Below are 23,857 nucleotides of genomic sequence, written 5' to 3' on the forward strand. Positions count from 1 at the left end.
CTTCGCTCACCCCAACCTACATCGCTGCACCGTCGGATGAGTATCGGGCTCGGGCTTACTTCGCGCCTTCGCTCATCTGCGCCGCGATCTGCTGCTGGTGCGACTCGAAGAAGGCCACGTTCGCCGTATTCACCTTCGACTGGTCGATCGTCTTGGCCAGGTTCGGATCGTTGCGCGCCTGCACCGCCAGTGCCGCGTTCATGAGCGCGAGATTGGCCAGCAGGAACTCCCGCGGCGTGAAGCCGTGCTGCTTGACCAGTGGCGCAAGCTTCGCGTCGCTGCCGATGGCGTAAGCGGCCAGGTCGTCCAGGTTGCGCACCTTCGACGGATCGGGCGCGGGCTGCGGGCGGATATTCTGCGCGCGCGCCGCCTTGGTCACGGCGAGCAGGCGACCCAACACGTCTTCGTTGAGGTTGTAGTCCTTGATCGCCTGCTGGTCGGCCGCGGGCAGCTCCGGACCGCTCGGCTGTGCCTGGGGTGCCTGCTGCGGCGCCGCCTGCGGACGGGGACTGCTGGCCTGTGCCGCCGCCGATAGCGGCGACAGCGTGGCCGCGCCCATCAGCGAGAGCGCGAACAGCCAGCGCATGGAAGCGCTGCGGCGGCGGGCGTGGGGGTGAGTCATGCGATATCTCCTCGTGGCATGGCGAACGCCCCACCCTACGCCTTGCCGCTGAACGTGGCCTGCCCGCGCCTCCGCTATCGCGTCAGCAGTTGGCCCAGGGCCTGGCGGTGATCCGCCTCGATCTGGCGCAACCGCGCGTCGCGCGCGGCGTCGCTGACCCAGCGGCCATGCTGGGCCTGTTGCCGAAGCAAGGCGTACTCCATGTCCACGAATGGGCGCAGCACGCTGTTATCCGCCGGCGAGAACCCGGCCAGGTCCGGGATGCGCGCGAGATTGGCGCGCTCGCGCTCACCCGCCGCGCCCGTACCGGTGCCGTAGCTGCGCAGGAAATCGATCAGTTGGGTACGCAGCGGCTCTTCCATGCCGTCGCGGATCACCAGTACGCCGGAGGGAATCAGGCTGGAGCGCCAGATCACCTTGAGCTGAGCGGCCTCGGCGGGAAAATTGCGGCGGAACAGATCCAGGTCCGGGTTGTTGCCGCTAGCCACATCCACTTCGCCGTTGACCACCGCCAGTGCATTGTTCTGGTGATTGCCCACCCGTACGCGGGCGAAGAACGTATCGGAGTTGAGCCCCCGCGGCGCGAACACCTCGGCCTCCGGCGCCACGTAGCCGGTCACCGACAACGGTTCGCCGCGTGCATAACGCCAGCGCCCGGCATGGGCGAGCAGCCCGTCGATATCGTGGATGGGGCCGTCGGCGCGCACGATGAGCATGGCCACGTTGCCCTTCGCGCCATCGCTGCGCACGAACTGCGCGAACACCTGCATGTGCTGGCGCGTGATCGCGTCGATGGCCAGCTTGCCCGACAGAAAAGCGATGTCTACCCGCTGCTCGCCGATCGCCCCCGAAAGGCCGGCATAGCTGCTGACCGAAACGGTGGTCACGGCATGGCCGAGCCGTTTCTCCAGATCCTCCAGCAATGGCCGCCACTGCTCGCGCGACTCCGCCGCGCTGCCGATCGGCAGGATGCCGAAGCGGATCGGCGCAGCCGTATCCGCCGTGGCCGCCGTGATGAACAGCCAGCAGGCCAGCGCCAGCCACCCCATTCCCCCATGGCGCCACCGCTCGCGCGGCTGCCGCCACGACGTTCGCTTATCCATAAGTTCGCCCCCCGGGCTTGCCCCAGCGGCTATATAGCCGCGAAGCCGCCGGACAGGCAACCGCCGCACCTAGGCCAGAGAAACCGGCGGCGGATAGCACCGGCCCGGGCGCAACGGCTGGTAGCAGGCAGCGCCGAGATGGAACGCCTCCTCGCCGTTGTCCGGATGCCAGCCAGGCACGCCCGACAAAGGCAGCGGCCGCAGCTCCAGCGGATCGCGCAACAGCGCGCTCGCCGCCACGCCCTCGGCGCAACTTCGTGCGAGCCCGGCCTCATCCTCCTGCGCCACCACGAAGACCAGCGCCTTGCCCACCAGCAGCTTCCCGGGCGTGAGAGCGTGCTCGAGCAAGGCATGCCCGAACACGTGCACGCGGATCGCACCGTCCAGCCAGGCGTCGCGGTAGCGCCAGAACAGACCGTGCCAGTCGTGCGCGTCCCACAGCGCCAGCAGCGCGGAATCGCTCAGCGTGACCAGCACGCCGGCCTCGTCGAAATGCGTCATCGCGCATTGCGGGCGCGAGCGCTCGCGCGTCCCCATGTGCGCGATCTCGGCCGCCTGCTGCGCATTGAGCGCGCGCTTGATCGCCGGGTAACGCAGCCAGACCAGGGCGTTGAACAGGTCGTGCCAGTTGGCTTCGCGGGTGGCGATCCGCCCGTGCTCGAAAATGCGCTGCTCGTAATGCAGGCCATCCTCCAGCAAGGCGCGCGTCTGCGCGACGAAACGCTCTCGTGCGTCCGCGGGAAGCAAGGCGTTGAGCGCGGCCACATCGGGCCAGTCGTGTCCCAGCAGCAGCTCCGCGTACTCGCTCCAGGCGGCCAGCGGCGGCTGGCCGAACACGGCCGGATCGACCGAGGTCCGCGCGGGCGCCACGTAGCGCATGGAGCGGGACTCAGCCGGCGAGGCGCGCGTGCAGGTCGTGCTCGTCGGCCGACTCGACCACCACGTCGACGAACTGTCCCGGCTTCAGCAGCTGGCCACCGGCAATATGCACCACGCCATCGATCTCCGGCGCGTCCGCGGCGGAACGCGCCACCGCGCCTTGCACGCCGGCCTCATCCACCAGCACGCGGATGGTGCGGCCGATCTTGCGCTGCAGCTTGGCGGCGGATATCTCCGCCTGCACCGCCATGAACTGCTCCAGGCGATCTTCCTTCAACTCCTCGGAGACCGGATCAGGCAGCTCGTTGGCCTTGGCGCCGTCCACCGGCGAATAGGCGAAGGCGCCCACGCGGTCGAGCTCGGCCTCGCGCAGGAAATCCAGCAGCTCTTCGAACTCCGCATCCGTCTCGCCGGGAAAGCCGACGATGAAAGTGCTGCGGATAGTCAGCTCCGGCACCGCCTTGCGCCAGTTGCGGATGCGCTCGAGCGTCTTGTCGATGTTGCCCGGGCGCTTCATCAGCTTGAGAATGCGCGGGCTGGCGTGCTGGAACGGAATGTCCAGATACGGCAGCAGCTTGCCGTCCGCCATCAGTGGCATCACTTCGTCCACGTGCGGATACGGATAGACGTAGTGCAGGCGCGTCCACACGCCCAGTTCCGAAAGGCCCTCGCACAGCTCGGTCATGCGCGTGCGGTAGTTCCTGTCGCGCCACTGGCGCTCGGCGTACTTGATGTCCACACCGTAGGCGCTGGTGTCCTGCGAGATCACCAGCAGCTCCTTCACGCCGCCTTTCACCAGTCGCTCGGCTTCCACCAGCACTTCGTCGACCGGGCGCGAGACCAGGTCGCCGCGCATCGACGGGATGATGCAGAAGCTGCAGCGGTGATTGCAGCCCTCGGAAATCTTCAGGTACGCGTAGTGCTTCGGCGTCAGCTTGATGCCGGTGTCCGGGATGATGTCGAGCAGCGGATTGCGCTTCGGCGGCAGCGCCGTGTGCACCGCGCTCATCACGCTGGCGTAATCCTGCGGACCGGTGATCGCCAGCACGTCCGGATAAGCCTCCCGGATCAGCTCCGAGCGCTTGCCCAGGCAACCGGTGACGATCACCTTGCCATTCTCGTGCAGCGCCTCGCCGATCGCGTCGAGCGATTCCTGCACCGCCGCGTCGATGAAGCCGCAGGTGTTGACCACCACCGCGTCGGCCGCGCCGTAGCTCGGCACGATCTCGTAGCCTTCGACCTTGAGCTGGGTGAGGATGCGCTCGGAATCGACCAGCGCCTTGGGGCATCCGAGGCTGACGAAACCGATTTTCTGGGTGGCCTGGGACATGACCTGGGGACCGTTAAAGGGTTGGCAAACGGGGAATTATAGCCGAACCCGCATACCCGCGCCGCCGCACCTCCCTGCCTCGCTGCGGCGTCGAGCCAGCATCATCAGGACATCCATGTCTCGGTATAGGCGAAGCGCGTGGGCCGCAGCGACATGTACTGCACCACGCGCGGCCGTTGCGCACGGTTCGGGCTGCTGCCGTGCGGGAGCAGGTGATGCCAGATGATCATGTCGCCTCGCCGGGCGGCGATGGGTTTCATGGTCAAGGTGCGCCGGGCATGGTCGTGCAGGTTCACGCCGGCGGGGACGCTTTCCAGCCACGGTTTCAGGCGGCGGTGAAAGCCGGGCACGCAGCTGAAGGCGCCCTGGTCTTCGGCCACGTCGGCGAGATACAGGATGCCCTGCAACTCGAAATGGTGCGGCTCGGCGAGCGTGGCGTCCCAGTGCAGATGCGGCCCGGGAAACGGCCAGTCGTGACGCTCCGGCGGGTTGAACCCGCCCTGGTCGATGGTGACCCAGAGATCGTCGCGTCCCCACAGTTGCGCATGGGCCTTGTGAATGCGTGGCGCGAAGCGGTTGGCGGCCAGCGCCGGATGGCGCAGCAGCGGCACCCAGATGGAATGACCCAGCGATGAGCGATACCAGGATGCCGGATCGTCGCGGTCCATCCCCAGGAAATCGTAGATGGCCATCTCCGCGGTTTCCGCCGCTTCCGGGCTGATCGCGTTGCGCAAGATGACGTAGCCATGCTCGTCCCAATGCGCGAGATCGTCATCGCTCAGGCCTTCGACATCGTCGAGCCGGCCCACTTCGGCACCGACATCCTCGCCAGCCAGCGCTCGTCGCAGGCGGTTGAGCGAGGTGTCAGTCAGTTCGCCGTCGTTGCGTTCCCATATCCAGTCTTCGAATTGCGCGTAGCTCGGTTTCTGCTGATGCAGATAACGCAGGGTTTCCAGCACATTCAGACGCAAGCCGGCCAGCAAGGTCTTCACGACATCCTGCGGCAGCGGCGTGACGGAGCCCGGCGCGCACTGGCTGGCCCAGTACGTATGCAACGCCTCGATACCAAGATTTGCCGCCTTCTCGACCATAGCGCCCCCTCGCTACTTCAAGAATCTTCAGGCCGCGCAAGCAGCGCCGCCGCTAATCAATAATCGCGAATATCCAGTGCGATAAAGCAGCGCGCGCTATACCCCGGTCCAGTCGAGGACCATGCCAGTCGATTCAGCAGACGATCGCCTCCCGGCCACGGCTGGTTGTCCAGCAAAGCCTCGGCCAGCACGGAGCCATCGTCCGCGCGGCGATAGAACAGGCGAATCCAGTGCAGTTCGGCGCTCAGCGCCTCGTTGCGCACCGCTTCGTGCAGACCCTCCAGCAAGCCATCCGGCGCAGGCACATCGTCGCGGCTGAAAGTCAGCGGGCCGACGAATACATCCCAGCTGCGCAGGCCCAGCTCCCAGCTCTGCAGTTGAATGCGCCGATCGTCAGTCACGTACCAGCACGCCGCGAGCAGCACGTACAAAGCGTTGCGCTCGAATGCCTTGAATGCATCGCGCACTCCCGCATCACCACTGCCGTTGCCGGCAAAACTCTCCTCGATGTGGCGCTCCTCGCTGATCACCACATCAACGTCCAGCCGGCCCGGTGTTCCCTCGTGCCAGGTCGCGCGCACAGCGGGGAAATCGCCGTCGGTAACCAGCCAGTCTTCCTCGTCCACTTCCAGTTCCACATCGTGGCGCTCAAACAGGCGAAGCATCTGGGTCTGCACGGATTGGCCGTTCATCGAAACATCCTGGGTGGCAAGCCGCGCTAGCCTCTCACAAATGCACAGCCGCTCCCAACCCGCCTAAACTTCCGTTTTTGCCGCAGCGAGAACGCAGCCATGGGCCAGCACATCAACCTTCCCACCGCCGGCACGCAGTGCATCGGCGCCTACCTGGCCAAGCCCGAAAGCGCGTCCAGGGGCGGCATCGTGGTGATCCAGGAGATCTTCGGCGTCAACGACCACATCCGCAGCATCGCGGACCGTCTTGCGACCGCCGGCTACACCGCCATCGCGCCGCATTTCTTCGATTACCTGGAAACCGGCGTGGAGATGGGCTACGACGCCCAGACCGCGGCGCGCGGCAAGGCACTGGCGACTGAGCTGGGCATGGACCGCGCGGTCGAAGCGGTCGGAAGCGCGGCCGAAGCGATCGCCTCGGCCGGCAAGATCGGCACGTTGGGTTTTTGCTGGGGCGGCACCGTCGCGCTGCTGGCCGCGCTCCGCCTGGGACTGCCCTCGGTGAGCTACTACGGCGCGCGCAACCTGCCCTATCTGGACGAAACACCCAAGGCACCGGTGATGTTCCATTTCGGCGAGCTGGACAAGAGCATCCCGCCGGAGATGGTGGCCACGCATCGCGAGAAGCTGCCGCAGATGGAGATCTACACCTATCCGGCCGACCACGCCTTCAACCGCGACATCGGCCCGCAGTACCACGAACCGAGCGCCACGCTGGCCTGGGATCGCACCATGGGTTTCTTCGCGCGCGAACTGGGCGGCGCATGAGCGCGGCCGCCTTCGCGCTGGACGGCCGGCTCGCCGCCGATACCCGCCCTGTCGCAGCGCTTCCTTTGTGCGAAGTACTGCTGATGAACGACACGCGCTTCGCCTGGCTGGTGCTGGTCCCGCGTCGTCCCGGCCTGGTCGAGGTCGCCGATCTGGCGGAAGACGAGCAGCTGACGCTGTGGCGCGAGGTGAATCGCGCCGCCGTCGCCCTGCGTGCCTGTACGCCCTGCGACAAGCTCAACCTGGGTGCGCTGGGCAACATCGTGCGCCAGCTGCACCTGCACGTGGTAGCGCGTCGCCAAGGCGACGCAGCATGGCCCGGACCGGTCTGGGGCAGCGGACCGGCGCAGCCCTACGCGCAGGACGCCATGGACGATCTCATCGCCCGCCTCCGCCACGCGTTGACGCAACCATGAAAAAAGCCCGCGATCGCTCGCGGGCTTTTTTTCCGATCGCCGGGATGCTCAGCGCTGCGAAGGATCGTACCCGCCGCTGCTGGCCTCCTTGCCCTTCATTTCGTCGTTCATCTTGACCGGAGCGTGGTAGTCCTCCAGCTCGCGCGCCTTGGTGTCGACCGGATTGATCTTCTTCAGCGTGCCGCCGTCGTCGTAATAGACGGTGAAACCGTAATCCAGCTGCATGCGCGCCATGAATTCCAGATGCTGCTTGCGCACCTTGGACTCGTCGCTGGGCACCAGCAGCACGGTCTTGGGCAGCTTGCCCTGGTCCTTCAGGTAGGCGAAATGGCTGCCGGTATCCAGCGCGGAGAGCACGGCGCCGTCTACCATGAACTGACCGCTCTTGTAGGCCTCGACGGTGGCGTCGAACTTGCCCTGCATCTGGGCCGTCTTGATGGCCTCGTCCTTGGTGGCGCCGCGATGGCAGCCGGCCAGGACCAGCAGGCTGCCCAGCATGAGGGCTGCAGCGGTGCGGCTGAGCAGCGTGGATAGACGAATCATGTGTATCTCCGACAATTCAATGTGGGCTTTCCAAGGAGTGTAGCGCCGGCCGGGTGGGTCGCCGCAGCGCGGGACGACAGCCGTTCAGCTGCCGCGCCACGCGAAAAGTTGCGCTCAGGTGCGCGGCAGGGTCACGCCGCGCTGGCCCTGGTACTTGCCGCCGCGGTCGCGATAGCTGGTCTCGCAAACCTCGTCGGACTCCAGGAACAACATCTGCGCCACGCCCTCGTTGGCATAGATCTTGGCCGGCAACGGCGTGGTGTTGGAGAACTCCAGCGTGACGTGGCCCTCCCATTCCGGCTCCAGCGGCGTCACGTTGACGATGATGCCGCAGCGCGCATAGGTGCTCTTGCCCAGGCAGATGGTCAGCACGCTGCGCGGGATGCGAAAGTATTCGACGGTGCGCGCCAGCGCGAACGAATTCGGCGGGATGATGCACACATCCGCCTCCACGTCGACGAAGCTGGTCGGATCGAACGCCTTCGGGTCGACGATGGTGGAGTTGATATTGGTGAAGATCTTGAATTCGCGCGCGCAGCGCACGTCGTAGCCGTAGCTGGAGGTGCCGTAGGACACCAGCTTGTTGCCCTCGCGGACCTTGATCTGGCCAGGCTCGTACGGCTCGATCATGCCGTGCTGCTCGGCCATGCGCCGGATCCACTTGTCGGATTTGATGCTCACTCGCGCTCCCGTTGCGATCTTCAGGTCCGTCCCGCGCGGGACGCCGGGCCGAAAGCGGAAAAACATAGCGGATCGCCAGGAACCCCGCCAGTCGATCCGCCACTGCCAGGCGTGCCGGCCGGCCGATCGCAGCGCCCGGGATGCCACCCGTGAAACGCCGCCCTTTCGTCAGTCACGCGCAAGCCACGGCGCGCAACACCCTGTTTTGAAATCATTTCATTGAAAGACCAATCCCGTCCGAGGCTGAGCGCGCGCTAAATCCGCCCGGCGCGCCGCCGTCAACACACCCCTCGGCCTCCCGTTCTCCGCTGGCACCCGGGGCAAGCCGTTCCACCATTCCAAAGAGGAGAACACCATGCAGCATCGCCATAACCTGCGCCGCATCGCGCTGATCGGTTTCATCGCCGCCACGTTCGGCGCTGTCGCCCACGCCCAGGAGGCGCCGGTCAACCAGGACGTGCAGCGCAACGTGAATCAGCAGCAGCGCATCGAGAACGGCATCAAGGACGGCCAGCTCACCACCCGCGAGGCATCGCACCTGGAACAGGGCCAGGCGCACATCGACCGCATGGAGCAGCGCGACCTGCACAACGGCCCGCTGACTAGCCAGGAACAGGCGCAGATCCAGCACGCCGAGAACGTGCAGAGCCACGACATCTATCGCGACACCCACAATCGCGCGGGACAGAACCCCGATTCGGCCTCGTCCCGCCGCATGGCCGCCGACGTGCAGCGCAACGTCAACCAGGAGAAGCGCATCGACCAGGGTGTGCGCAGCGGTTCGCTCAACGATGCGCAGGTGGCGCACCTGCAGGGCCGCGAGGCGCACGTCGACCACCTGGAACACAACGCCGGCGCCAATGGCCATGTCAGCCGTGCCGAGCAACGTCACATCCAGCGCACGGAGAACCGCGACAGCCGCGCGATCCATCGCCAGAAGAAGGCCGGCGGCTGAGACCGACAGAAGAACGGGTGCCACGAGGCGCCCGTTCTTCTTCAGGGAGCGACCGCAGCAGCCAGACGGCTCAATGCCGTGCGAATACGCTCGACGTGGGCGGCATCGCCAAGGAGCGCCTCCACCGAACTGCCCGCGCCCGGCAACGGGAACGTGGCCGCCGCTTCGTCCAGCAGGCGGGCCGACATGGTCGTCAGCACTTCGCGCAATGCGTCCTGCGCATGATGCGAGCCGCGCCCGGAGGCATTCCATTGGGCGACCGGCTTGCCCGGAAATTCCAGGCTGGAGACCAGCCAGTCGAGCAGGTTCTTGAAAGGCCCCGGCACGCCGTGCGCGTACTCCGGACAGGCCACGATGATCGCGTCGCTGCGGCCGACGGCTTCGCGCAGCGCGAGCACGGCAGGCGGCAATGGTTCGATGTCCAGATCGGGATTGAACAGCGGCAGTTCGCCCATGCGCTCGAACAGCGCCAGCTCGAGCGTCGCCGGCGCAAGCACGCGGGACGCCCGCAGCAAGGCGGTGTTCGCGGACACCGCCCGAAGGCTGCCGCTGAGACAGAGGATGCGCAACGCCATGCCGTCCTCAGCCCGCCGCGATCATGCGGAAGGCGCGCCCTGCACAATGATCTTGCCCAGCCCCAGCGACTTGTTGCGCGGCTGACGCGACAGGCGCCCCGCCGTGTTGCGCGCGATCTCGCGGTAGCGCGCGGCCAGATCGGAGTCCGGCATCGCCGCCACCGTCGGCGTGCCGCCGTCGGCCTGTTCGCGGATGCGGATGTCCAGCGGCAGCGAGCCGAGGTACGGCACCTGGTACTGCTCGGCCATGCGCATGCCGCCGCCTTCGCCGAAGATGTGCTCCTCGTGGCCGCAGTTCGAGCACACGTGGGTGGCCATGTTCTCCACGATGCCGAGTACCGGCACCTCCACCTTCTCGAACATCTTCAGCGCTTTGCGCGCATCTAGCAGGGCGATGTCCTGCGGCGTGGTGACGATCACCGCACCGGCGACCGGCACTTTCTGCGACAACGTGAGCTGGATGTCGCCCGTGCCCGGCGGCAAGTCCACCACCAGGTAGTCGAGCTGCTCCCAGCGGCTGTCGTTGAGCAGTTGCATCATCGCCTGAGTGACCATCGGACCGCGCCAGATCATCGGCGTCTCTTCGTCCACCAGGAAACCGATCGACATCGCCTGCAGCCCGTGTGCTTGCAGCGGCGTGATGGTCTTGCCGTCCGGCGATTCGGGCTTGCCGCTGATGCCGAGCATGCGCGGCTGGCTGGGGCCGTAGATATCCGCATCCAGCACGCCCACCTTCGCACCCTCGGCGGCCAGCGCCAGTGCGAGATTGGCCGACACCGTGGACTTGCCCACGCCGCCTTTGCCGGACGCCACCACGATGATGTTCTTCACGTTCGGCAGCGGCGCCAGCGTGCCCTGCACCTTATGCGCGTAGATGCGGCTGGTCACGGATACCGCGGCCGATTCGATCGCCGGATCCGCCTCCAGCGCCTGCCTGGCCATCGCGGCGACGGCATCGGCGCCACCCGCGGCGGGATAGCCCAGCTGCAGGTCCACCGACACGCGTGCGCCGTCCACGCCGACGGCGCGCAGGCTTTCACCCAGCGGTGCGCCAGTATGGGGGTCGATCAGCTCGCCGAGAATGCGGCGTACCAGAACTTCGCTTGCCTGCGTCATGAGCGGTGGGAGCGCAACGGGAGGAAGAGGCATTATGCCAGCCCCGCACTGCCCCCAATGCTTGCGCGTTGCAGCTTGACGGCCGGCCGCGCCGTCGTCAGTCTCGCCTTCCATACTGTTTCGTACGGGAGGGACGCATGAAGCCACTGATCCGCCTCGCCACCGCTGCCGCGCTGCTGCTCGGCGCCGGTGCCGCGTTCGCCGCCAGCAACTCGCCGGTGGGTACCTGGAAGACCATCGACGACAAGACCGGCAAGCCCAAATCCATCGTGCAGATCACCGAGTCCAACGGAGAACTGCAGGGCAAGGTGCTGCAGGTGCTGCAGTCCGACGACGGTCCGCACCCGGTCTGCAAGGAATGCGACGGCGAGCGCAAGGACCAGCCCGTCGAGGGCATGGTGATCATGTGGGGCGTCAAGCAGGACGGCGACGAGTGGGACGGCGGCAAGATCCTCGACCCCAAGAACGGCAAGACCTACAAGGTCAAGCTCAAGACCATCGAGAACGGCGCCAAGCTCGACGTTCACGGTTACATCGGCTTCTCGCTGATCGGCCGCAGCCAGGTGTGGGAGCGCCAGGAATAAAAAGCGGCTCGGGAACAGGGAACCCGCGCGCCCCGCTCATGCGGGGCGCGTTTTTTCAGGCAGCCGAAAAATCAATCCGACGCAGCGTCCGCCCGATGCACCGTCACGCCGCGCGCCGCGTAGGCTGCCCGCGTCGCCTTGTCGACCTCATGCTCGAGCACCAGGTGCTGCACTTCGGCCAGTTCCGCCACGCGATGCGTGGCGACGGCGCCGAGCTTGTCGCTGGTGACCACCACCGCGGTCTCACCGCTGCACTCGACCATGGTGCGCTTGAACAGCACTTCCTCGCTGTCGAAACCCCACAGGCCACCATCCAGATCCATCGCGCAGGCGCCGGGAAAACACAGGTCCGCACGAATGCCCTGCAGCGACTTGACCGCCTGCGCGCCCACCGCGCCGCCGATGCGCGGATCGATCCGTCCACCGACCAGCAGGATCTCGAAACCCTCTCGATCCATCAGCGCCAGCGCGACGTCGGGCGCATTGGTGACCACCGTGAGGCCAAAACGCTCGGGCAACGCGGCGGCGATGGCGGTATTGGTGGAGCCGGCGTCGATCAGCAGGATCTGCCCCTGGCGCACCAGCGTCGCCGCCTTGTGCGCCAGCGCCTGCTTGCGGCCCGCATGTTCGCCGCGGCGCTGCTTGAGCGGCTGCACCGCCACCGTCAGCGGCAGCGCGCCACCGTAGACGCGCTTGCACAGGCCCTGGGCCGCGAGCTCGCGCAGGTCGCGACGGATCGAGTCCTCCGATACCTGGAACTCCGCCGCCAGTTCCGCCGCCACCACGCGGCCGCGACTGCGCAGGCGCTGCAGGATCCATTGCTGGCGCTCTTGCGGCAGGGCTTCGGCGGGCAGGGCTTCGATCGCTGTCGTCTTGCTCATGCGGTGGCCTCCGCCGAGACCAGCCCGCGCAACGCGAGCCATCCGCGCAAGCCATCGGCGCCCTGAAACCACCACGCATGCATGCCTAGCGCAGCGGCGGCATCCACGTTGCGGCGCGCGTCGTCGATATAGATCGCGCGCGAGGGATCGATGCCGTAGCGTTCGAACAGGCAGTGATAAATACGCGGATCGGGTTTGATCAAGCGTTCCTCGCCCGACACCACGATGCCCTCGAACAGATGCAGGAAGTCGTACAACTCCAGCGCGCGCGGGAAGGTTTCGTGCGACCAGTTCGTCAGTGCGTACAGACGCACGCCGCGCTGCTTCAGTTCGGCCAGCAACGCCACGCTGCCGTGGATCGGCCCGGCCAGCATCTCTTCCCAGCGGTCGCGGAACGCGGCGATCAGCGGCGCGTGCTCAGGAAACTGCGCACTGAGCACGGCGACCGCCTCGTGCCATGGCCGCCCGGCATCCTGTTGCTCGTTCCATGCGCCCGTGCACACCTCGGCGAGAAAGCGCTCCATCGCCGCTTCGTCGTCGAACAGCTGGCGATACAGGTAACGAGGATTCCAGTCGATCAGCACGCCGCCGAGGTCGAACACCACCGTATCGATCATTCCGCTGCTCCCGCTCTCACGCATGGCCATGCTCATCGACGCACGATCCGCGCGGACGCGGACACCACCATCAGCAGCCCCGCCACGGCACCCATCGCTACCGGGAGACTGCTGAGCTTGGACAGGAACCCGATCAGTGCCGGCCCGCTGAGCAGGCCGATGTAGCCGAGCATGGTGACCGCCGCGAGCGCGACCGCCGGCGACGTGCCCGGCAACCGGCCGGCGGCGCTGAACATCACCGGCACGATGTTGGAAGCGCCGAGGCCGATGAGCACGAAGCCGATCAGCGATACCGGCGCCCACGGCACCCCCGCCACCAGCGCGAAGCCGGCCGCGGCCAGTGCGGCGCCGGCGCGCACCGTCCATACCGTGCCGACCCGCTGCACCAGCCGGTCGCCGGTGAGGCGGCCGAGCGCCATCGCGATGGAGAAACATGCATAGCCGATGCCCGCCGAACTCGGCGCGAAGCCGCGGAAGTCGCGCAGGAACACCGCGCTCCAATCCAGCATCGAACCTTCGGCCATGAAGCTGACGAAGCACAGCAGGCCCAGCAGCAGCACTGCGCCGCGCGGTATGCCGAATGCGGCGTGCCCTTCCGCACCGCCTTCGCCGGGCAACAGACCGCCGCGCAGAAACAGCACCAGCGCGGCGAGCAGCACCGCCACCGCGGCGGCGCTCCAAGCCAGCGGCAGGCCGGCAGCGAGGAGCGCGCTCATCAGCGCGGCGCCGGTCAGGCCGCCCACGCTGAACAGGCCGTGGAAACCGGACATCAGCACACGGCCATCGAGTTTCTCCACTTCCACCGCATGCGCGTTCATGGCGACGTCAACCACACCGAGCATCACGCCGAAATACGCCAGCGCCGCGGTGAGCGCTATCGCGCTTGGCGCCAGTGCCAGTGCCGGCAGGGCGAGGCATAGCAGCAGGCCCGAGGCCACGATCACGCGCCGGTTGCCGAAGCGGTGGCTCAGCCAGCCTACGAATGGCATCGAGGCCATCGAGCCACCGCCGAATACGAGCAGGATCAAACCCAGCTGCGCATCGTCCAGACCCAGCCTCGACTTCGCGTACGGCACCATGGGCGCCCAAGCCGACATACCGATGCCTGACACCAGGAAGATCAGCCGTGTGGACAGCGTGGCCTGCCCCAATGATTCGCGCCCGCCCAGCGCGCCCTCGCTCGTCGTTCTCATCCGGTCCAGCCCGTGCTCAGCAATGGGCATGAATGTAAACAATCGTGCACAAACAAGCAAATCTACACAGTCTTCGTTTCCGAGGCAGGGCCCGACGTGGCGAAGGCGGCACGCGAATGCGCTCGCGGGGCGGCTCGACGTGGCAAGCGAAACGGGCCATCCGGTAACGTCACGACCACGTTGTCAGCAGGTGCCGAATACCCAGGCCCTGCCAGCTCCACTCCAAGGAAGGCTCATGCCCACCGTCATCACCCACGCCGCCGTTCCCCTCCTGCTCGGCGCCGCTGCGGGCAAGCGCGCCGTCTCCCCGCGCCTGCTCGCCGCCGGCGCCATTGCCGCCATGCTGCCGGATGCGGACGTCATCGCATTCCGATTCGGCGTGGCCTACGCCGATGCTTTCGGCCATCGCGGCGCGGCGCACTCGCTCGCCATGGCGCTCCTGCTCGGCGCGCTGGCCGCGCTCGCGTGCCGGCCGCTGTACACCACGCGCTGGCGCGCGTTCGTCTTCGTCGGCCTGGCCGCGCTATCGCATCCGCTGCTGGATGCGCTCACCGATGGCGGCCTCGGCGTCGCGCTGGCCTGGCCATTCTCGGCCGAGCGCTTCTTCTTCCCGTGGCGGCCGATCGCGGTCTCGCCGATCGGCGCGCGCTTCTTCAGCGCGCGCGGGCTGGCGGTGCTCGGGTCCGAGCTGCGTTGGGTATGGCTGCCTTGCGCCCTGGCGGCGTTCACGCTGTGGCTCGCGCGGCGTCCCGCCTCGGCCCGCGTGCCATAATCCCCGATCCCTCGACCAGCCAAGAAGCCATGTCCCGTCGACTCCTCGTCACCAACGCCCTGCCCTACGCCAATGGCCCGCTGCACCTGGGCCACATGCTGGGCTACATCCAGGCCGACATCTGGGTGCGGGCGCAGCGAATGCAGGGAGCCGAGGCGTTCTACGTCTGCGCGGACGACGCGCACGGCACGCCGATCATGCTGGCCGCGGAGAAGGCCGGGCTGGCGCCCGAGGCCTATATCGAGGGCATCCGTCTCGCCCACGAGTCGGATTTCGCGGCCTTCGGCGTGGCCTTCGATCACTATCACTCCACCCATTCCGAAGAGAACCGCCAGCTCTCGTCGCTGATCTACGCACGCCTGCGCGAAGGCGGCTACATCGCCCGCCGCACCATCCAGCAGCTGTTCGATCCGGAAAAGCAGATGTTCCTGCCGGACCGCTACATCAAGGGCACCTGCCCCGTGTGCGGCACGCCGGACCAATACGGCGACAACTGCGAGAACTGCGGCGCCACTTACGCGCCCACCGATCTGATCCAGCCCTATTCGGTGATGTCCGGCGCTACGCCCGTGCTGCGCGATTCGGAGCATTACTTCTTCGAACTGGGCAAGTTCGAATCGCTGCTGCGCGACTGGTTCGCCGGCAAGCTCACCGACGGCGCGCCGGTGGCCAACAGCGGCGTAATCGCCAAACTGCGCGAATGGCTGGACGGTGGCTTGAAGGATTGGGACATCTCGCGCGATGCGCCGTATTTCGGCTTCCCGATTCCCGACGCGCCGGGCAAGTTCTTCTACGTGTGGCTGGACGCGCCGGTGGGTTATCTGGCCAGCTTCAAGGCGCTGTGCGAGAAGACCGGCGTGCGCTTCGAGGATTTCCTCGCGCCGGGCAGCAGCACCGAGATGCACCATTTCATCGGCAAGGACATCATCAACTTCCACGGCCTGTTCTGGCCGGCCATGCTGCATGGCGCGGACCTGCGCACACCTACTGCGCTGCACGTCAACGGCTATCTCACCGTCAACGGCGCCAAGATGTCCAAGTCGCGCGGCACCTTCATCAAGGCGCGCACCTACCTGGACGTGGGCCTGCATCCGGAATTCCTGCGCTACTACTTCGCCTCCATGCTGGGCGACACGCCGGTGGACGTGGACCTGGACCTCAAGTCGTTCGAGGAGAGGGTCAATTCACACCTGATCGGCAAGTGGGTGAACATCGCCAGCCGCACCGCCGGCTTCGTGCAGAAGTTTTTCGAGGGCCGCCTCGCACCCGCGTTCGGCAAGGAAGAAGACGCGCTGTGGCGCGAGCTGATGACGCACTACGACGAAGTGCCGGCGCTGTACCACAGCGGCGAGTTCGCCGACGTGGCTCGCAAGTTCGTGCTGATAGCCGACCTGGTCAATGGCCATATCGCCGCCAAGGCGCCGTGGAACATGGCCAAGGACAGCACGCTGCGCAAGGAGCTGCATCAGGTCTGCTCGTTCGCCATCGCCGCGTTCCGCTTGCTGGCCGGCGTGCTCAAGCCCGTGCTGCCGGCGACGGTGGAGAAGGCCGAACGCTTCCTCGCCGCGCCCATCAACGGTTTCGACGACGCACGCGCGGAACTGCACAATCACAACATCAACGCTTTCGAACCGCTGCTCGGCCGCATCGATCCCAAGCTGATCGAAGCCATGGTCGAAGCATCGCGCGATTCGCTGGCCGCCCCCGAACCGGCAGCCAAGCCCGCGAAAGCCGCCAAGACGACACCCAAGGAAAACAGCAAGACCATGAGCGACACCAGCAACGCCGAAGCGCCCGTCACCATCGGCATCGACGATTTCGCCAAGCTCGATCTGCGCGTGGGCAAGGTCACCGCCTGCGAGTTCGTGGACGGCTCCGACAAGCTGCTGCGCTTCGAACTGGATGCCGGCCCGCTGGGTACGCGGCAAATTTTTTCCGGTATCCGCGCCGCCTACGGCGAGCCGGAAAAGCTGGTCGGCCGCAACGTCGTATTCATCGCCAACCTGGCGCCGCGCAAGATGCGCTTCGGCCTGTCCGAAGGGATGATCCTTTCGGCCGGCGACGGCGGCGACGATCTGTTCCTGCTGGACGCCGACCAGGGCGCGAAGCCCGGCGCCACGGTGCGCTGATTCGCCGAGGACCGGCGCGATGTCCGTTCAGGGGAAGCCGACGAGCCAGTACATCTCGTACCTGCTCGTTGGCGTTGCGGTCATCACAGCAGCTTCGCTCAGAGCCGGTCCCGTTCTGATCCCGCTGTTCAGGCTGGCCATCATGCTGAGTGTGCCTGTGCTGTTCGTCGGCCTCGGTATGGCGATCGCCGGCCGCGGCAACCGCCTGCTCTGGCTGATGGGCAATGCATCGCTCGGCGGCCTGGGCTGGCTCGCCCTCGGCGGCATCCATGCCGACACATCCGGTGACGTCTGGCGCGACGCAGGCATGCTGCTCGTGCTGATCGCCTGTCCTCTCGCCAGCCTGGTCGGTGCCTGGTTGCTAGCACGATTCCACCCCGCACGACGATGAACGATTCATTGGCCGACCGCATCGACGCCCTGCTCCCGCAGACCCAATGCGAGCAGTGCGGCTTCCATGGCTGCCGCCCCTACGCGGAGGCGATCGCGCGCGGCGAAGCGCCGATCAACCAGTGCCCGCCGGGTGGCGCGGCCGGCATCGCCAAGCTGGCGCGGTTGCTCGGTTGCGAAGCGCTGCCGCTGAATCCCGACCATGGCGTGGAGAAACCGCGCACGCTCGCGCGCATCGTCGAAGCCGATTGCATCGGCTGCACCAAGTGCATCCAGGCCTGCCCGGTCGATGCGATCCTCGGTGCCGCCAAGCTGATGCACACGGTGATCGCCGACGACTGCACCGGCTGCGAGCTGTGTGTTCCCGCCTGCCCCGTCGATTGCATCGTGCTCGAACCGATGCCGCCTGCACAGGCGGAAGACCCGGCGCATGCCGACAAGGCGCGCGAGCACTTCCGCCGCCGCGAAACGCGACTCGAAAGGGAGCGTGCCAGGCAAGCCGCCGAGCTTGCCGCACGCAAGGCACAGCTCGGCGCGGCAGTAAGCGACAACCCGGTACTGGCCGCCCTGGCCCGTGCCAAGGCCAGGCAACAGGAACCCAAGCCGTGAAGAAAGCGGACGTCGTCGAGCTGTTCACCCGCCTGCGCGAACTGGATCCTCACCCTACTACCGAACTGGAATACAACACGCCGTTCGAGCTGCTGGTGGCCGTCGTGCTGTCGGCGCAGGCCACCGATGTCGGCGTGAACAAGGCGACACGCAAGCTGTATCCCGTGGCCGACACGCCGCAGGCGATCCTCGATCTGGGCGAAGACGGCCTCAAGCGCTACATCAGCACCATCGGCCTGTTCAACGCCAAGGCCAAGAACGTGATCGCGCTGTGCCGCATCCTGGTCGAACAGTACGACGGCGAAGTCCCGACGACCCGCGAAGCGCTCGAAGCGTTGCCGGGCGTGGGTCGCAAAACCGCCAATGTCGTGCTCAACACCGCGTTCGGCCACCCCACCATTGCCGTGGACACGCATATCTTCCGCGTCTCCAATCGCACTGGTCTGGCGCCGGGCAAAGATGTCCGCGCAGTCGAAGACAAGCTGGAAAAAGTCGTGCCGCCTGAGTTCAAGCAGGATGCGCACCACTGGCTGATCCTGCATGGCCGCTACGTGTGCAAGGCACGCAAGCCGGATTGCCCGCAGTGCGTGATCCGCGACCTGTGCCAGTACAAGGACAAGACGCCATCGGAGCCGGCAAAGAGAAAAGCGGCCGCGAAGAAGGCGGCCAAGCCGCGCGCCGGCACGCGCAGGAAGTAATCGTTCAAACCGCGCTTGCGGTCAAAGCGTCCATACGCAGACACCGCCGCGCCGCGATGATGGCGCCGCCACCGCGCCCTGATGGCGCAGCTTCGCCTTGCATTTGGGGCAGACGAGGTGTGAACCGTTCGGCTGCAGAATCGATTTCATTCCCGCTTCGTAGCAATGCACGCACAGGTCGTGCGGCACATCGCCGGAGCCGCGGCTGCTCTTGAAGCGATACACCAGTCCTCCCTGCGGCAAGACATGCAGCACATAACGCTCGCGCTCCATGCGCGCTTGCCGGCACGCCTCCACTTCCCTGGCCAGCGTGTCGCGCTCTTCCAGCAGGTTGGCGTAGGCCAGCTGCATTGCCGCCAGCCGATGCTGGATCTCCGCCATCGCGCCAAACAGCTCGGGCGCCTTGTCGCGCGCATCGTCCAGCGAGTGGGCGGCCGCCATCTCTCTGGCGATATCCGAACCGGTCTTGATGGCGCCGAGCGCCGAAGTGATGTCCGTGAGCATCGCATTCGCTCCTAGCTACTATCGCTTGCATACAAAGCATCCCCGCGGAAGCCGCATGGCTTCCGCGGGGCTCGCGGATATCGCACCTGAGATCAGGCGGCCGCCTTGGCCGGCCCTTCCACTCTGCGCTCCAGTTCCATCCAGTCCACCACCAGTTCACAGCCCTTGGACTTGGCGTTGCGCGCCCAGTCGCGCAGCAGCTCGAAACTCGCCTGATCGACGTGGTGCAAGTCATCCATCACCACATGCAGGCGCGTATTCGGCGGCACCTGCTCCAGCGTGCGCGCCATCGACGGCACCTTGAGGAAGGTGGCGATACCGGTCAGGTGCAGCTTGGCGGCATTCGGCTCGTGATGTTCCGCAAGATTCACCTTCAGACGCGAAGACAACAGCGCCAGGCGGAACAGCGACAACGCGAAGCCCACCAGCACGCCTGCCAGCAGGTCGGTGGCGACGATCGCGATGGTGGTCGCCAGATAGATCGCTGCGGTGCCCTTGCCATAGGCGGCGAAGCTCTTCACCTGCTTGAGGTTGATCATCTTCATGCCGGTAAACACCAGGATGCCCGCCAGGCACGACACCGGCGTCATGCGCATCAGCCACGGCAGCAGCATGGCGAACACCAGGATCCACGCGCCGTGCATGATGGTCGCCATGCGCGTCGCCGAACCGGCCTGCACGTTGGCGGCGCTGCGCACGATCACGCCGGTCATCGGCAGCGCGCCCAGCAGGCCGCACAGGGCATTGCCCACGCCTTGTGCGGTCAGTTCGCGGTCGTAGTTGGTGCGTGCGCCGTCATGCATGCGATCCACCGCCGCCGCCGAGAGCAGCGTCTCCGCGCTGGCAATGAAGGCGAAGGTCAGCGCGGCGACCAGCAGCGAGGGTTCGAGCAGGCCGCCGAGGTCGGCGAAGCTCGGCATCGCGATGGCCGACATCAGGTTGGCCGGCACGTCGACCTTGTTGACGTTCACGCCCTGGAACTGCACGAACGCGGTCACCGCGACCACGGCCAGCAGCGCGCCCGGCACGAAGCGCAGCTTCTGCGGACGAAGCTTTTCCCAGCCCAGCATGATGGCGATGGTGGACAGACCCACGCCGAGCGCGGCCAGGCCAGTGCCTTCTCCCGAGAACGCGTTGACGAGCGCGCCAGGCAGTGCGGCGAAGTTCTCCAGGCCGCGCGCGAGCGGCTTGGCGTCGATCAGCACGTGCGCCTGCGAGGCCACGATCAGGATGCCGATGCCCGACAACATGCCGGCCACCACGGCCGGCGAGGTCATGCGGAACCAGATGCCCACGCGGCACAGGCCGGCGGCGACCTGGATCAGGCCCGCGAGCAACACCACCGGACCCAGCGCGGCCACGCCGTGCTCGCGCACCAGCTCGAATACCAGCACGGCCAGGCCCGCGGCCGGGCCGCTGACCTGCAACGGCGAGCCGGCGATCGCGCCGACCACGATGCCGCCGATCACGCCGGTGATGAGGCCGGCTGCCGGCGGCATGCCCGAGGCGATGGCGATGCCCATGCACAAGGGCAGCGCCACCAGGAACACGACGATCGAGCCGAGCAGGTCGCGGCTAAAGAAGTTGCTCGAAAAGTATTTCGAGATCACGTCGGAACGCATGGAATGACTCCTTTTAAGCCGTAGACGCGGTGCTGGCCGCGAAGCGGGCATGCGGGGTCGCGTCCGGTACTTCGCGGCGCGAGGGATCGATGGTGGTGAAGTGACCCGTGTGCGCGTCGAACGCGCGCAACTCGGCGTGTTCGATGTCGTACACCCAGCCGTGGATGCTCACGCTGCCGTTGGCCATCGCCGCTGCCACCGCGGGCAAGGTGCGCAGATGCTCCAGCTGGCCGACCACGTTCTCTTCGGTCACGCGGCGCAGGGCCTCGTCGCCTTCCAGGTGCGGGCTGTTCTCCGCGACCACGTACTTGGCCACATCGGCGTGCTTCAGCCATGCGGCGACGGACGGCATGTGCACCACCTTGGCCGGCGCCAGCAGGCCTTTCATCGCGCCGCAGTCGGAGTGTCCGCAGATGATGATGTGCTTGACCTGCAGCACCTTCACCGCGTACTCGATCGCGGCGACCACGCCGCTCACGTGCTGGGCATAGGGCGGCACGATGTTGCCGATATTGCGGTACACGAAGATCTCGCCCGGCAGTGCCGAGAAGATCATTTCCGGCATCACGCGCGAGTCGGCGCAGGTGATGAACAGCGTGTGCGGGCTCTGGCCGGTGGCCAGCTTCTTGAACAGCTCGCGCTGTTCCGGAAAGACGGTGCGGCGGAAGTGTTCAAAACCTTCGAGCAGACGTTCCATGGGGGTATCTCCCGGGCAATAGGGGGCTGGCGGCAAGCGACCGCCGAAAAATCGATGCGTTGGGGGGAAGCGACCTCGCGCAGACACGGCGAGGCTCGGGCAGGCAGGCTGCCCTCAGGCGCGCAGGGACTCCGGCTCGCGAGCGCTCAGGCGCCGCGACGGAAACGCGCGCAGGGAATCAGGCGTTGGGAGGGGGGCAGATCAGCCCGACCGCGCGTTCACGCACGTCAGGCACCGGGCCGATGGCCACGGAAGGAGCGCGGTCGTGCCATACGGGCCACTCCACTTCGTCGACCATGATGTCGTCCAGACACTGGTCGTCGATCGAGCAGGCTCCGGCGAGTGCGTCGGAACCGTCATCGCCGTCGTCGGCGAGATCCTGGACGATATCGGCAGACACGGCAGCCGCGATCGCCGACCGGCCATTCTTGCCGATGCCCTGCGCCGTCGACGCGAACGTCACCAGCACGCCGAAGAGGCATGCCATGAACATGACGAAGACGCGAGAGAATCGACGGGAATGCATGACGCAAGAAGATACGGGCTCGCGCGACGATGCTCAACCCCTTGCACTGCACAATTTTGGAAAAATTCTGAACAAGAGCAGGAATCGTGTTCAGCGCAGTGAAATGGCCGTCTTTTTTTTTGCTCTTTCAGGCGCCACACCTCCACCCTTGTCACAAAACCGACATCCGGTCCGCCTAGGCTCGCCGCCCCGTGGCCCGCAAATTCTTGCGCCCGCATGCACGGCGACGGACGTCCAGACGCCTGGACATCCGTGATCGCCCCCTCCTCGCGGCCACGCCGCCCGATCTCCCGGATGACCATGAAGAGAAAAACCCTCGCCTCGATGCTCTGGACCGTCGGCGCCGCCGCGTTCTCCGAAGCATCCCCTGCCGCCACGCTCGACCTCTATGTCGACCGCAAGACTCAGCAGATCTACGCCGAGCCCGGCCCCGGGCGCGTCAAGCTGGGCACCTTCGTGCAAGTGGACGAAACGACCGGCGCGCCATCCGTGCCCGGCACCGCCGCCACCCCGTCCGCGCCCGACGCTCCCACGGCATCGGCCACCACCACTATCGCCGCGGCTCCTGCTGCCGCGGTAGAGAGCAAGCCCGCCAAGCCGGCCGACAAGAAGTGGTACGACCGCCTGTCGCTGCGTGGCTATACCCAGCTGCGCTACAACCACGGTTTCGGCGCGGAAGCCGGCAAGCTGCGCGCGCCCGGCGACCGCTTCATCGGCGACGGCCAGAGTTTCGGTATCCGTCGCGCGCGCCTGGTCGTCAGCGGCGATATCACCGACCGCGTCTCCATCTACCTGCAGCCGGATTTCGCCTCCACCCCATCGGGTTCGAGTACGTCGAACTACGGTCAGCTGCGCGATGCCTATGCCGACATCTACCTGGACAAGGAGCGCGAGTTCCGCGTCCGTGCCGGCCAATCCAAGGTGCCCTATGGCTGGGAGAACCTGCAGTCCAGCCAGAACCGCCTCACTCCCGATCGCGCGGATGCGCTCAACTCCGGCGTCCGCGACGAGCGCGATATCGGCCTGTTCTTCTACTACACGCCTAGCGAGATCCGCGACCGCTTCCAATATCTGGTCAAGTCCGGCCTGAAGGGTTCCGGCGACTACGGCGTGGTCGGCCTGGGCGTCTACAACGGCCAGGGCGCCAACCGGGCCGAACGCAACGACAGCCTGCACACCGTCCTGCACGTGACCTATCCGTTCAAGTTCGCCAACGGGCAGTTCCTCGAAGTGGGCGCGGATGCGTACAGCGGTCGCTTCAAGGGGGCTACGCCAACCGCCATCACCGTCAATGGCGCGACCTTCACGCCGGCCGACCGCTCGCCGGCCAACGGCATGCTGGACCAGCGCGTCGCCGTGCACGCGATCTACTATCCGCAGCCGTTCGGCCTGCAGGCCGAATGGACGGTGGGGCGAGGCCCGCAGCTGGATATCTCCCGCCGCGGCATCGTCTCCAAGTCCCTTCGCGGCGGCTACGTGCAGGCGATGTACAAACTGGATACCGCGCGCTTCGGCACGTTGTTCCCCTACCTGAAATGGCAGAAGTACCGTGGCGCATCCAAGTTCGACACCAATGCGCCTTTCATGCATCTCAACGAAACCGAGGCCGGCGTGGAATGGCAGCCCTCTTCGGCGCTGGAGATCGCCGTGGCGTACGCCAACATGCGCCGTACCGACGTCGGCACCGCGCCCTACGGCATCGTCAAAGGCGACTTGCTGCGCCTGCAGCTGCAGGTCAACTACTGAACCACTACCGCGCCGCCGCCTCAGCGGCGCCGGCGCGGTATGCTGCCGGCGGGCACGTTCCCGCCGGCGCCGTGGCAAAAGATCCACAAAAGCCTGCCCGCGGATCATGTCGCACGGG

Annotated in this window: 28 protein-coding genes; 11 read left to right on the forward strand and 17 right to left on the reverse strand. The window is 66.5% G+C overall.

The window, feature by feature from the left end; genetic code table 11:
• Positions 1-55 precede the first annotated feature (55 nt).
• The 6 genes from ACNR9O_RS13485 to ACNR9O_RS13510 form a co-directional block, all read right to left on the reverse strand.
• The gene (locus tag ACNR9O_RS13485; protein WP_473688041.1) at positions 56-622 is read right to left on the reverse strand and encodes a hypothetical protein; all 567 of its coding nucleotides are present in this window, start codon (positions 620-622) and stop codon (positions 56-58) included.
• 74 nt (positions 623-696) lie between these two features.
• A complete protein-coding gene (gene phnD / locus ACNR9O_RS13490; RefSeq protein ID WP_473688039.1) occupies positions 697-1,725 on the reverse strand; it encodes a phosphate/phosphite/phosphonate ABC transporter substrate-binding protein in 1,029 nt (342 codons plus the stop codon).
• Between the two features lie 69 nt (positions 1,726-1,794).
• Positions 1,795-2,604 carry a DUF3025 domain-containing protein gene (locus ACNR9O_RS13495; RefSeq protein WP_473688037.1) on the reverse strand — a complete coding sequence of 270 codons (810 nt, stop codon included), beginning with the start codon at positions 2,602-2,604 and terminating at the stop codon, positions 1,795-1,797.
• Between the two features lie 10 nt (positions 2,605-2,614).
• On the reverse strand, positions 2,615-3,934 hold the full coding sequence (rimO, locus tag ACNR9O_RS13500) for a 30S ribosomal protein S12 methylthiotransferase RimO (RefSeq protein WP_473688035.1): 1,320 nt from the start codon (positions 3,932-3,934) through the stop codon (positions 2,615-2,617).
• A gap of 104 nt (positions 3,935-4,038) precedes the next feature.
• The gene (locus ACNR9O_RS13505; RefSeq protein WP_473688033.1) at positions 4,039-5,025 is read right to left on the reverse strand and encodes a phytanoyl-CoA dioxygenase family protein; all 987 of its coding nucleotides are present in this window, start codon (positions 5,023-5,025) and stop codon (positions 4,039-4,041) included.
• A gap of 56 nt (positions 5,026-5,081) precedes the next feature.
• Positions 5,082-5,717, reverse strand: a complete 636-nt coding sequence (locus ACNR9O_RS13510) for a DUF6348 family protein (RefSeq protein ID WP_473688031.1) — start codon at positions 5,715-5,717, stop codon at positions 5,082-5,084.
• Positions 5,718-5,816: 99 nt separating this feature from the next.
• On the opposite strand from ACNR9O_RS13510, the gene ACNR9O_RS13515 reads away from it, so the two are divergent.
• Together ACNR9O_RS13515 and ACNR9O_RS13520 are read left to right on the forward strand one after the other, a co-directional pair.
• Positions 5,817-6,485: a dienelactone hydrolase family protein gene (locus ACNR9O_RS13515; RefSeq protein ID WP_473688029.1), complete on the forward strand. Its 669-nt coding sequence runs from the start codon at positions 5,817-5,819 to the stop codon at positions 6,483-6,485.
• Positions 6,482-6,901, forward strand: a complete 420-nt coding sequence (locus tag ACNR9O_RS13520) for an HIT family protein (RefSeq protein ID WP_473688027.1) — start codon at positions 6,482-6,484, stop codon at positions 6,899-6,901. Before ACNR9O_RS13515 ends, ACNR9O_RS13520 begins: the two co-directional genes overlap by 4 nt.
• Before the next feature lie 48 nt (positions 6,902-6,949).
• Here ACNR9O_RS13520 and ACNR9O_RS13525 read toward each other — a convergent pair whose 3' ends face one another.
• Positions 6,950-7,444 (reverse strand): hypothetical protein, encoded by a 495-nt coding sequence (locus ACNR9O_RS13525; RefSeq protein ID WP_473688026.1) that lies wholly within the window; start codon positions 7,442-7,444, stop codon positions 6,950-6,952.
• A 114-nt stretch (positions 7,445-7,558) separates the two neighbouring features.
• A complete protein-coding gene (gene dcd / locus ACNR9O_RS13530; protein ID WP_473688024.1) occupies positions 7,559-8,125 on the reverse strand; it encodes a dCTP deaminase in 567 nt (188 codons plus the stop codon).
• A 355-nt stretch (positions 8,126-8,480) separates the two neighbouring features.
• Here dcd and ACNR9O_RS13535 point away from each other — a divergent pair, with 355 nt between their 5' ends.
• Positions 8,481-9,080 carry a hypothetical protein gene (locus ACNR9O_RS13535; RefSeq protein WP_473688022.1) on the forward strand — a complete coding sequence of 200 codons (600 nt, stop codon included), beginning with the start codon at positions 8,481-8,483 and terminating at the stop codon, positions 9,078-9,080.
• Positions 9,081-9,121: 41 nt separating this feature from the next.
• On the opposite strand, the gene ACNR9O_RS13540 is transcribed toward ACNR9O_RS13535, so the two are convergent.
• Both ACNR9O_RS13540 and apbC read right to left on the reverse strand, forming a co-directional pair.
• Entirely contained in the window at positions 9,122-9,655 is a 534-nt protein-coding gene (locus ACNR9O_RS13540; protein ID WP_473688020.1) for an NADPH-dependent FMN reductase, read from the reverse strand.
• Between the two features lie 21 nt (positions 9,656-9,676).
• The gene (apbC, locus tag ACNR9O_RS13545) at positions 9,677-10,771 is read right to left on the reverse strand and encodes an iron-sulfur cluster carrier protein ApbC (RefSeq protein WP_473688018.1); all 1,095 of its coding nucleotides are present in this window, start codon (positions 10,769-10,771) and stop codon (positions 9,677-9,679) included.
• A 137-nt stretch (positions 10,772-10,908) separates the two neighbouring features.
• Between apbC and ACNR9O_RS13550 the strand changes: the two genes are divergently transcribed.
• Positions 10,909-11,355, forward strand: coding sequence for a DUF2147 domain-containing protein (locus tag ACNR9O_RS13550; RefSeq protein WP_473688016.1), 447 nt, complete (start codon positions 10,909-10,911; stop codon positions 11,353-11,355).
• A 71-nt stretch (positions 11,356-11,426) separates the two neighbouring features.
• Here the strand turns inward: ACNR9O_RS13550 and ACNR9O_RS13555 are convergent, their stop codons facing one another.
• From ACNR9O_RS13555 to ACNR9O_RS13565, 3 genes are read right to left on the reverse strand one after another with little or no spacing between them, the layout of a single operon-like run.
• The gene (locus ACNR9O_RS13555; protein ID WP_473688014.1) at positions 11,427-12,236 is read right to left on the reverse strand and encodes a DeoR/GlpR family DNA-binding transcription regulator; all 810 of its coding nucleotides are present in this window, start codon (positions 12,234-12,236) and stop codon (positions 11,427-11,429) included.
• Complete coding sequence (locus ACNR9O_RS13560) at positions 12,233-12,853, reverse strand: HAD family hydrolase (RefSeq protein ID WP_473688012.1); 621 nt, start codon at positions 12,851-12,853, stop codon at positions 12,233-12,235. The genes ACNR9O_RS13555 and ACNR9O_RS13560 overlap by 4 nt, the downstream gene beginning before the upstream one ends.
• A gap of 32 nt (positions 12,854-12,885) precedes the next feature.
• A complete protein-coding gene (locus ACNR9O_RS13565) occupies positions 12,886-14,046 on the reverse strand; it encodes an MFS transporter (RefSeq protein WP_473688010.1) in 1,161 nt (386 codons plus the stop codon).
• A 235-nt stretch (positions 14,047-14,281) separates the two neighbouring features.
• Between ACNR9O_RS13565 and ACNR9O_RS13570 the strand changes: the two genes are divergently transcribed.
• From ACNR9O_RS13570 to nth, 5 genes are read left to right on the forward strand one after another with little or no spacing between them, the layout of a single operon-like run.
• On the forward strand, positions 14,282-14,818 hold the full coding sequence (locus tag ACNR9O_RS13570; protein ID WP_473688008.1) for a metal-dependent hydrolase: 537 nt from the start codon (positions 14,282-14,284) through the stop codon (positions 14,816-14,818).
• A gap of 29 nt (positions 14,819-14,847) precedes the next feature.
• Positions 14,848-16,947: a methionine--tRNA ligase gene (gene metG, locus ACNR9O_RS13575; protein WP_473688006.1), complete on the forward strand. Its 2,100-nt coding sequence runs from the start codon at positions 14,848-14,850 to the stop codon at positions 16,945-16,947.
• 19 nt (positions 16,948-16,966) lie between these two features.
• A complete protein-coding gene (locus tag ACNR9O_RS13580) occupies positions 16,967-17,338 on the forward strand; it encodes a hypothetical protein (protein ID WP_473688004.1) in 372 nt (123 codons plus the stop codon).
• Entirely contained in the window at positions 17,335-17,946 is a 612-nt protein-coding gene (locus ACNR9O_RS13585) for an RnfABCDGE type electron transport complex subunit B (RefSeq protein ID WP_473688002.1), read from the forward strand. The genes ACNR9O_RS13580 and ACNR9O_RS13585 overlap by 4 nt, the downstream gene beginning before the upstream one ends.
• Positions 17,943-18,644 (forward strand): endonuclease III, encoded by a 702-nt coding sequence (gene nth / locus ACNR9O_RS13590; RefSeq protein ID WP_473688000.1) that lies wholly within the window; start codon positions 17,943-17,945, stop codon positions 18,642-18,644. Before ACNR9O_RS13585 ends, nth begins: the two co-directional genes overlap by 4 nt.
• A gap of 21 nt (positions 18,645-18,665) precedes the next feature.
• On the opposite strand, the gene ACNR9O_RS13595 is transcribed toward nth, so the two are convergent.
• From ACNR9O_RS13595 to ACNR9O_RS13610, 4 genes are all read right to left on the reverse strand, one after another.
• Complete coding sequence (locus tag ACNR9O_RS13595; RefSeq protein WP_473687998.1) at positions 18,666-19,148, reverse strand: hypothetical protein; 483 nt, start codon at positions 19,146-19,148, stop codon at positions 18,666-18,668.
• A gap of 92 nt (positions 19,149-19,240) precedes the next feature.
• A complete protein-coding gene (locus ACNR9O_RS13600; protein WP_473687996.1) occupies positions 19,241-20,770 on the reverse strand; it encodes a SulP family inorganic anion transporter in 1,530 nt (509 codons plus the stop codon).
• 13 nt (positions 20,771-20,783) lie between these two features.
• Positions 20,784-21,467, reverse strand: a complete 684-nt coding sequence (locus ACNR9O_RS13605; RefSeq protein ID WP_473687994.1) for a carbonic anhydrase — start codon at positions 21,465-21,467, stop codon at positions 20,784-20,786.
• Positions 21,468-21,645: 178 nt separating this feature from the next.
• Positions 21,646-21,960 carry a hypothetical protein gene (locus tag ACNR9O_RS13610; RefSeq protein WP_473687991.1) on the reverse strand — a complete coding sequence of 105 codons (315 nt, stop codon included), beginning with the start codon at positions 21,958-21,960 and terminating at the stop codon, positions 21,646-21,648.
• On the opposite strand from ACNR9O_RS13610, the gene ACNR9O_RS13615 reads away from it, so the two are divergent.
• The gene (locus ACNR9O_RS13615) at positions 21,953-22,249 is read left to right on the forward strand and encodes a hypothetical protein (RefSeq protein WP_473687989.1); all 297 of its coding nucleotides are present in this window, start codon (positions 21,953-21,955) and stop codon (positions 22,247-22,249) included. The genes ACNR9O_RS13610 and ACNR9O_RS13615 overlap by 8 nt on opposite strands.
• Positions 22,250-22,293: 44 nt before the next feature.
• Entirely contained in the window at positions 22,294-23,739 is a 1,446-nt protein-coding gene (locus tag ACNR9O_RS13620) for a porin (RefSeq protein ID WP_473687987.1), read from the forward strand.
• Positions 23,740-23,857: the final 118 nt, after the last annotated feature.

The organism is Dyella sp. CR10, assembly GCF_055814425.1.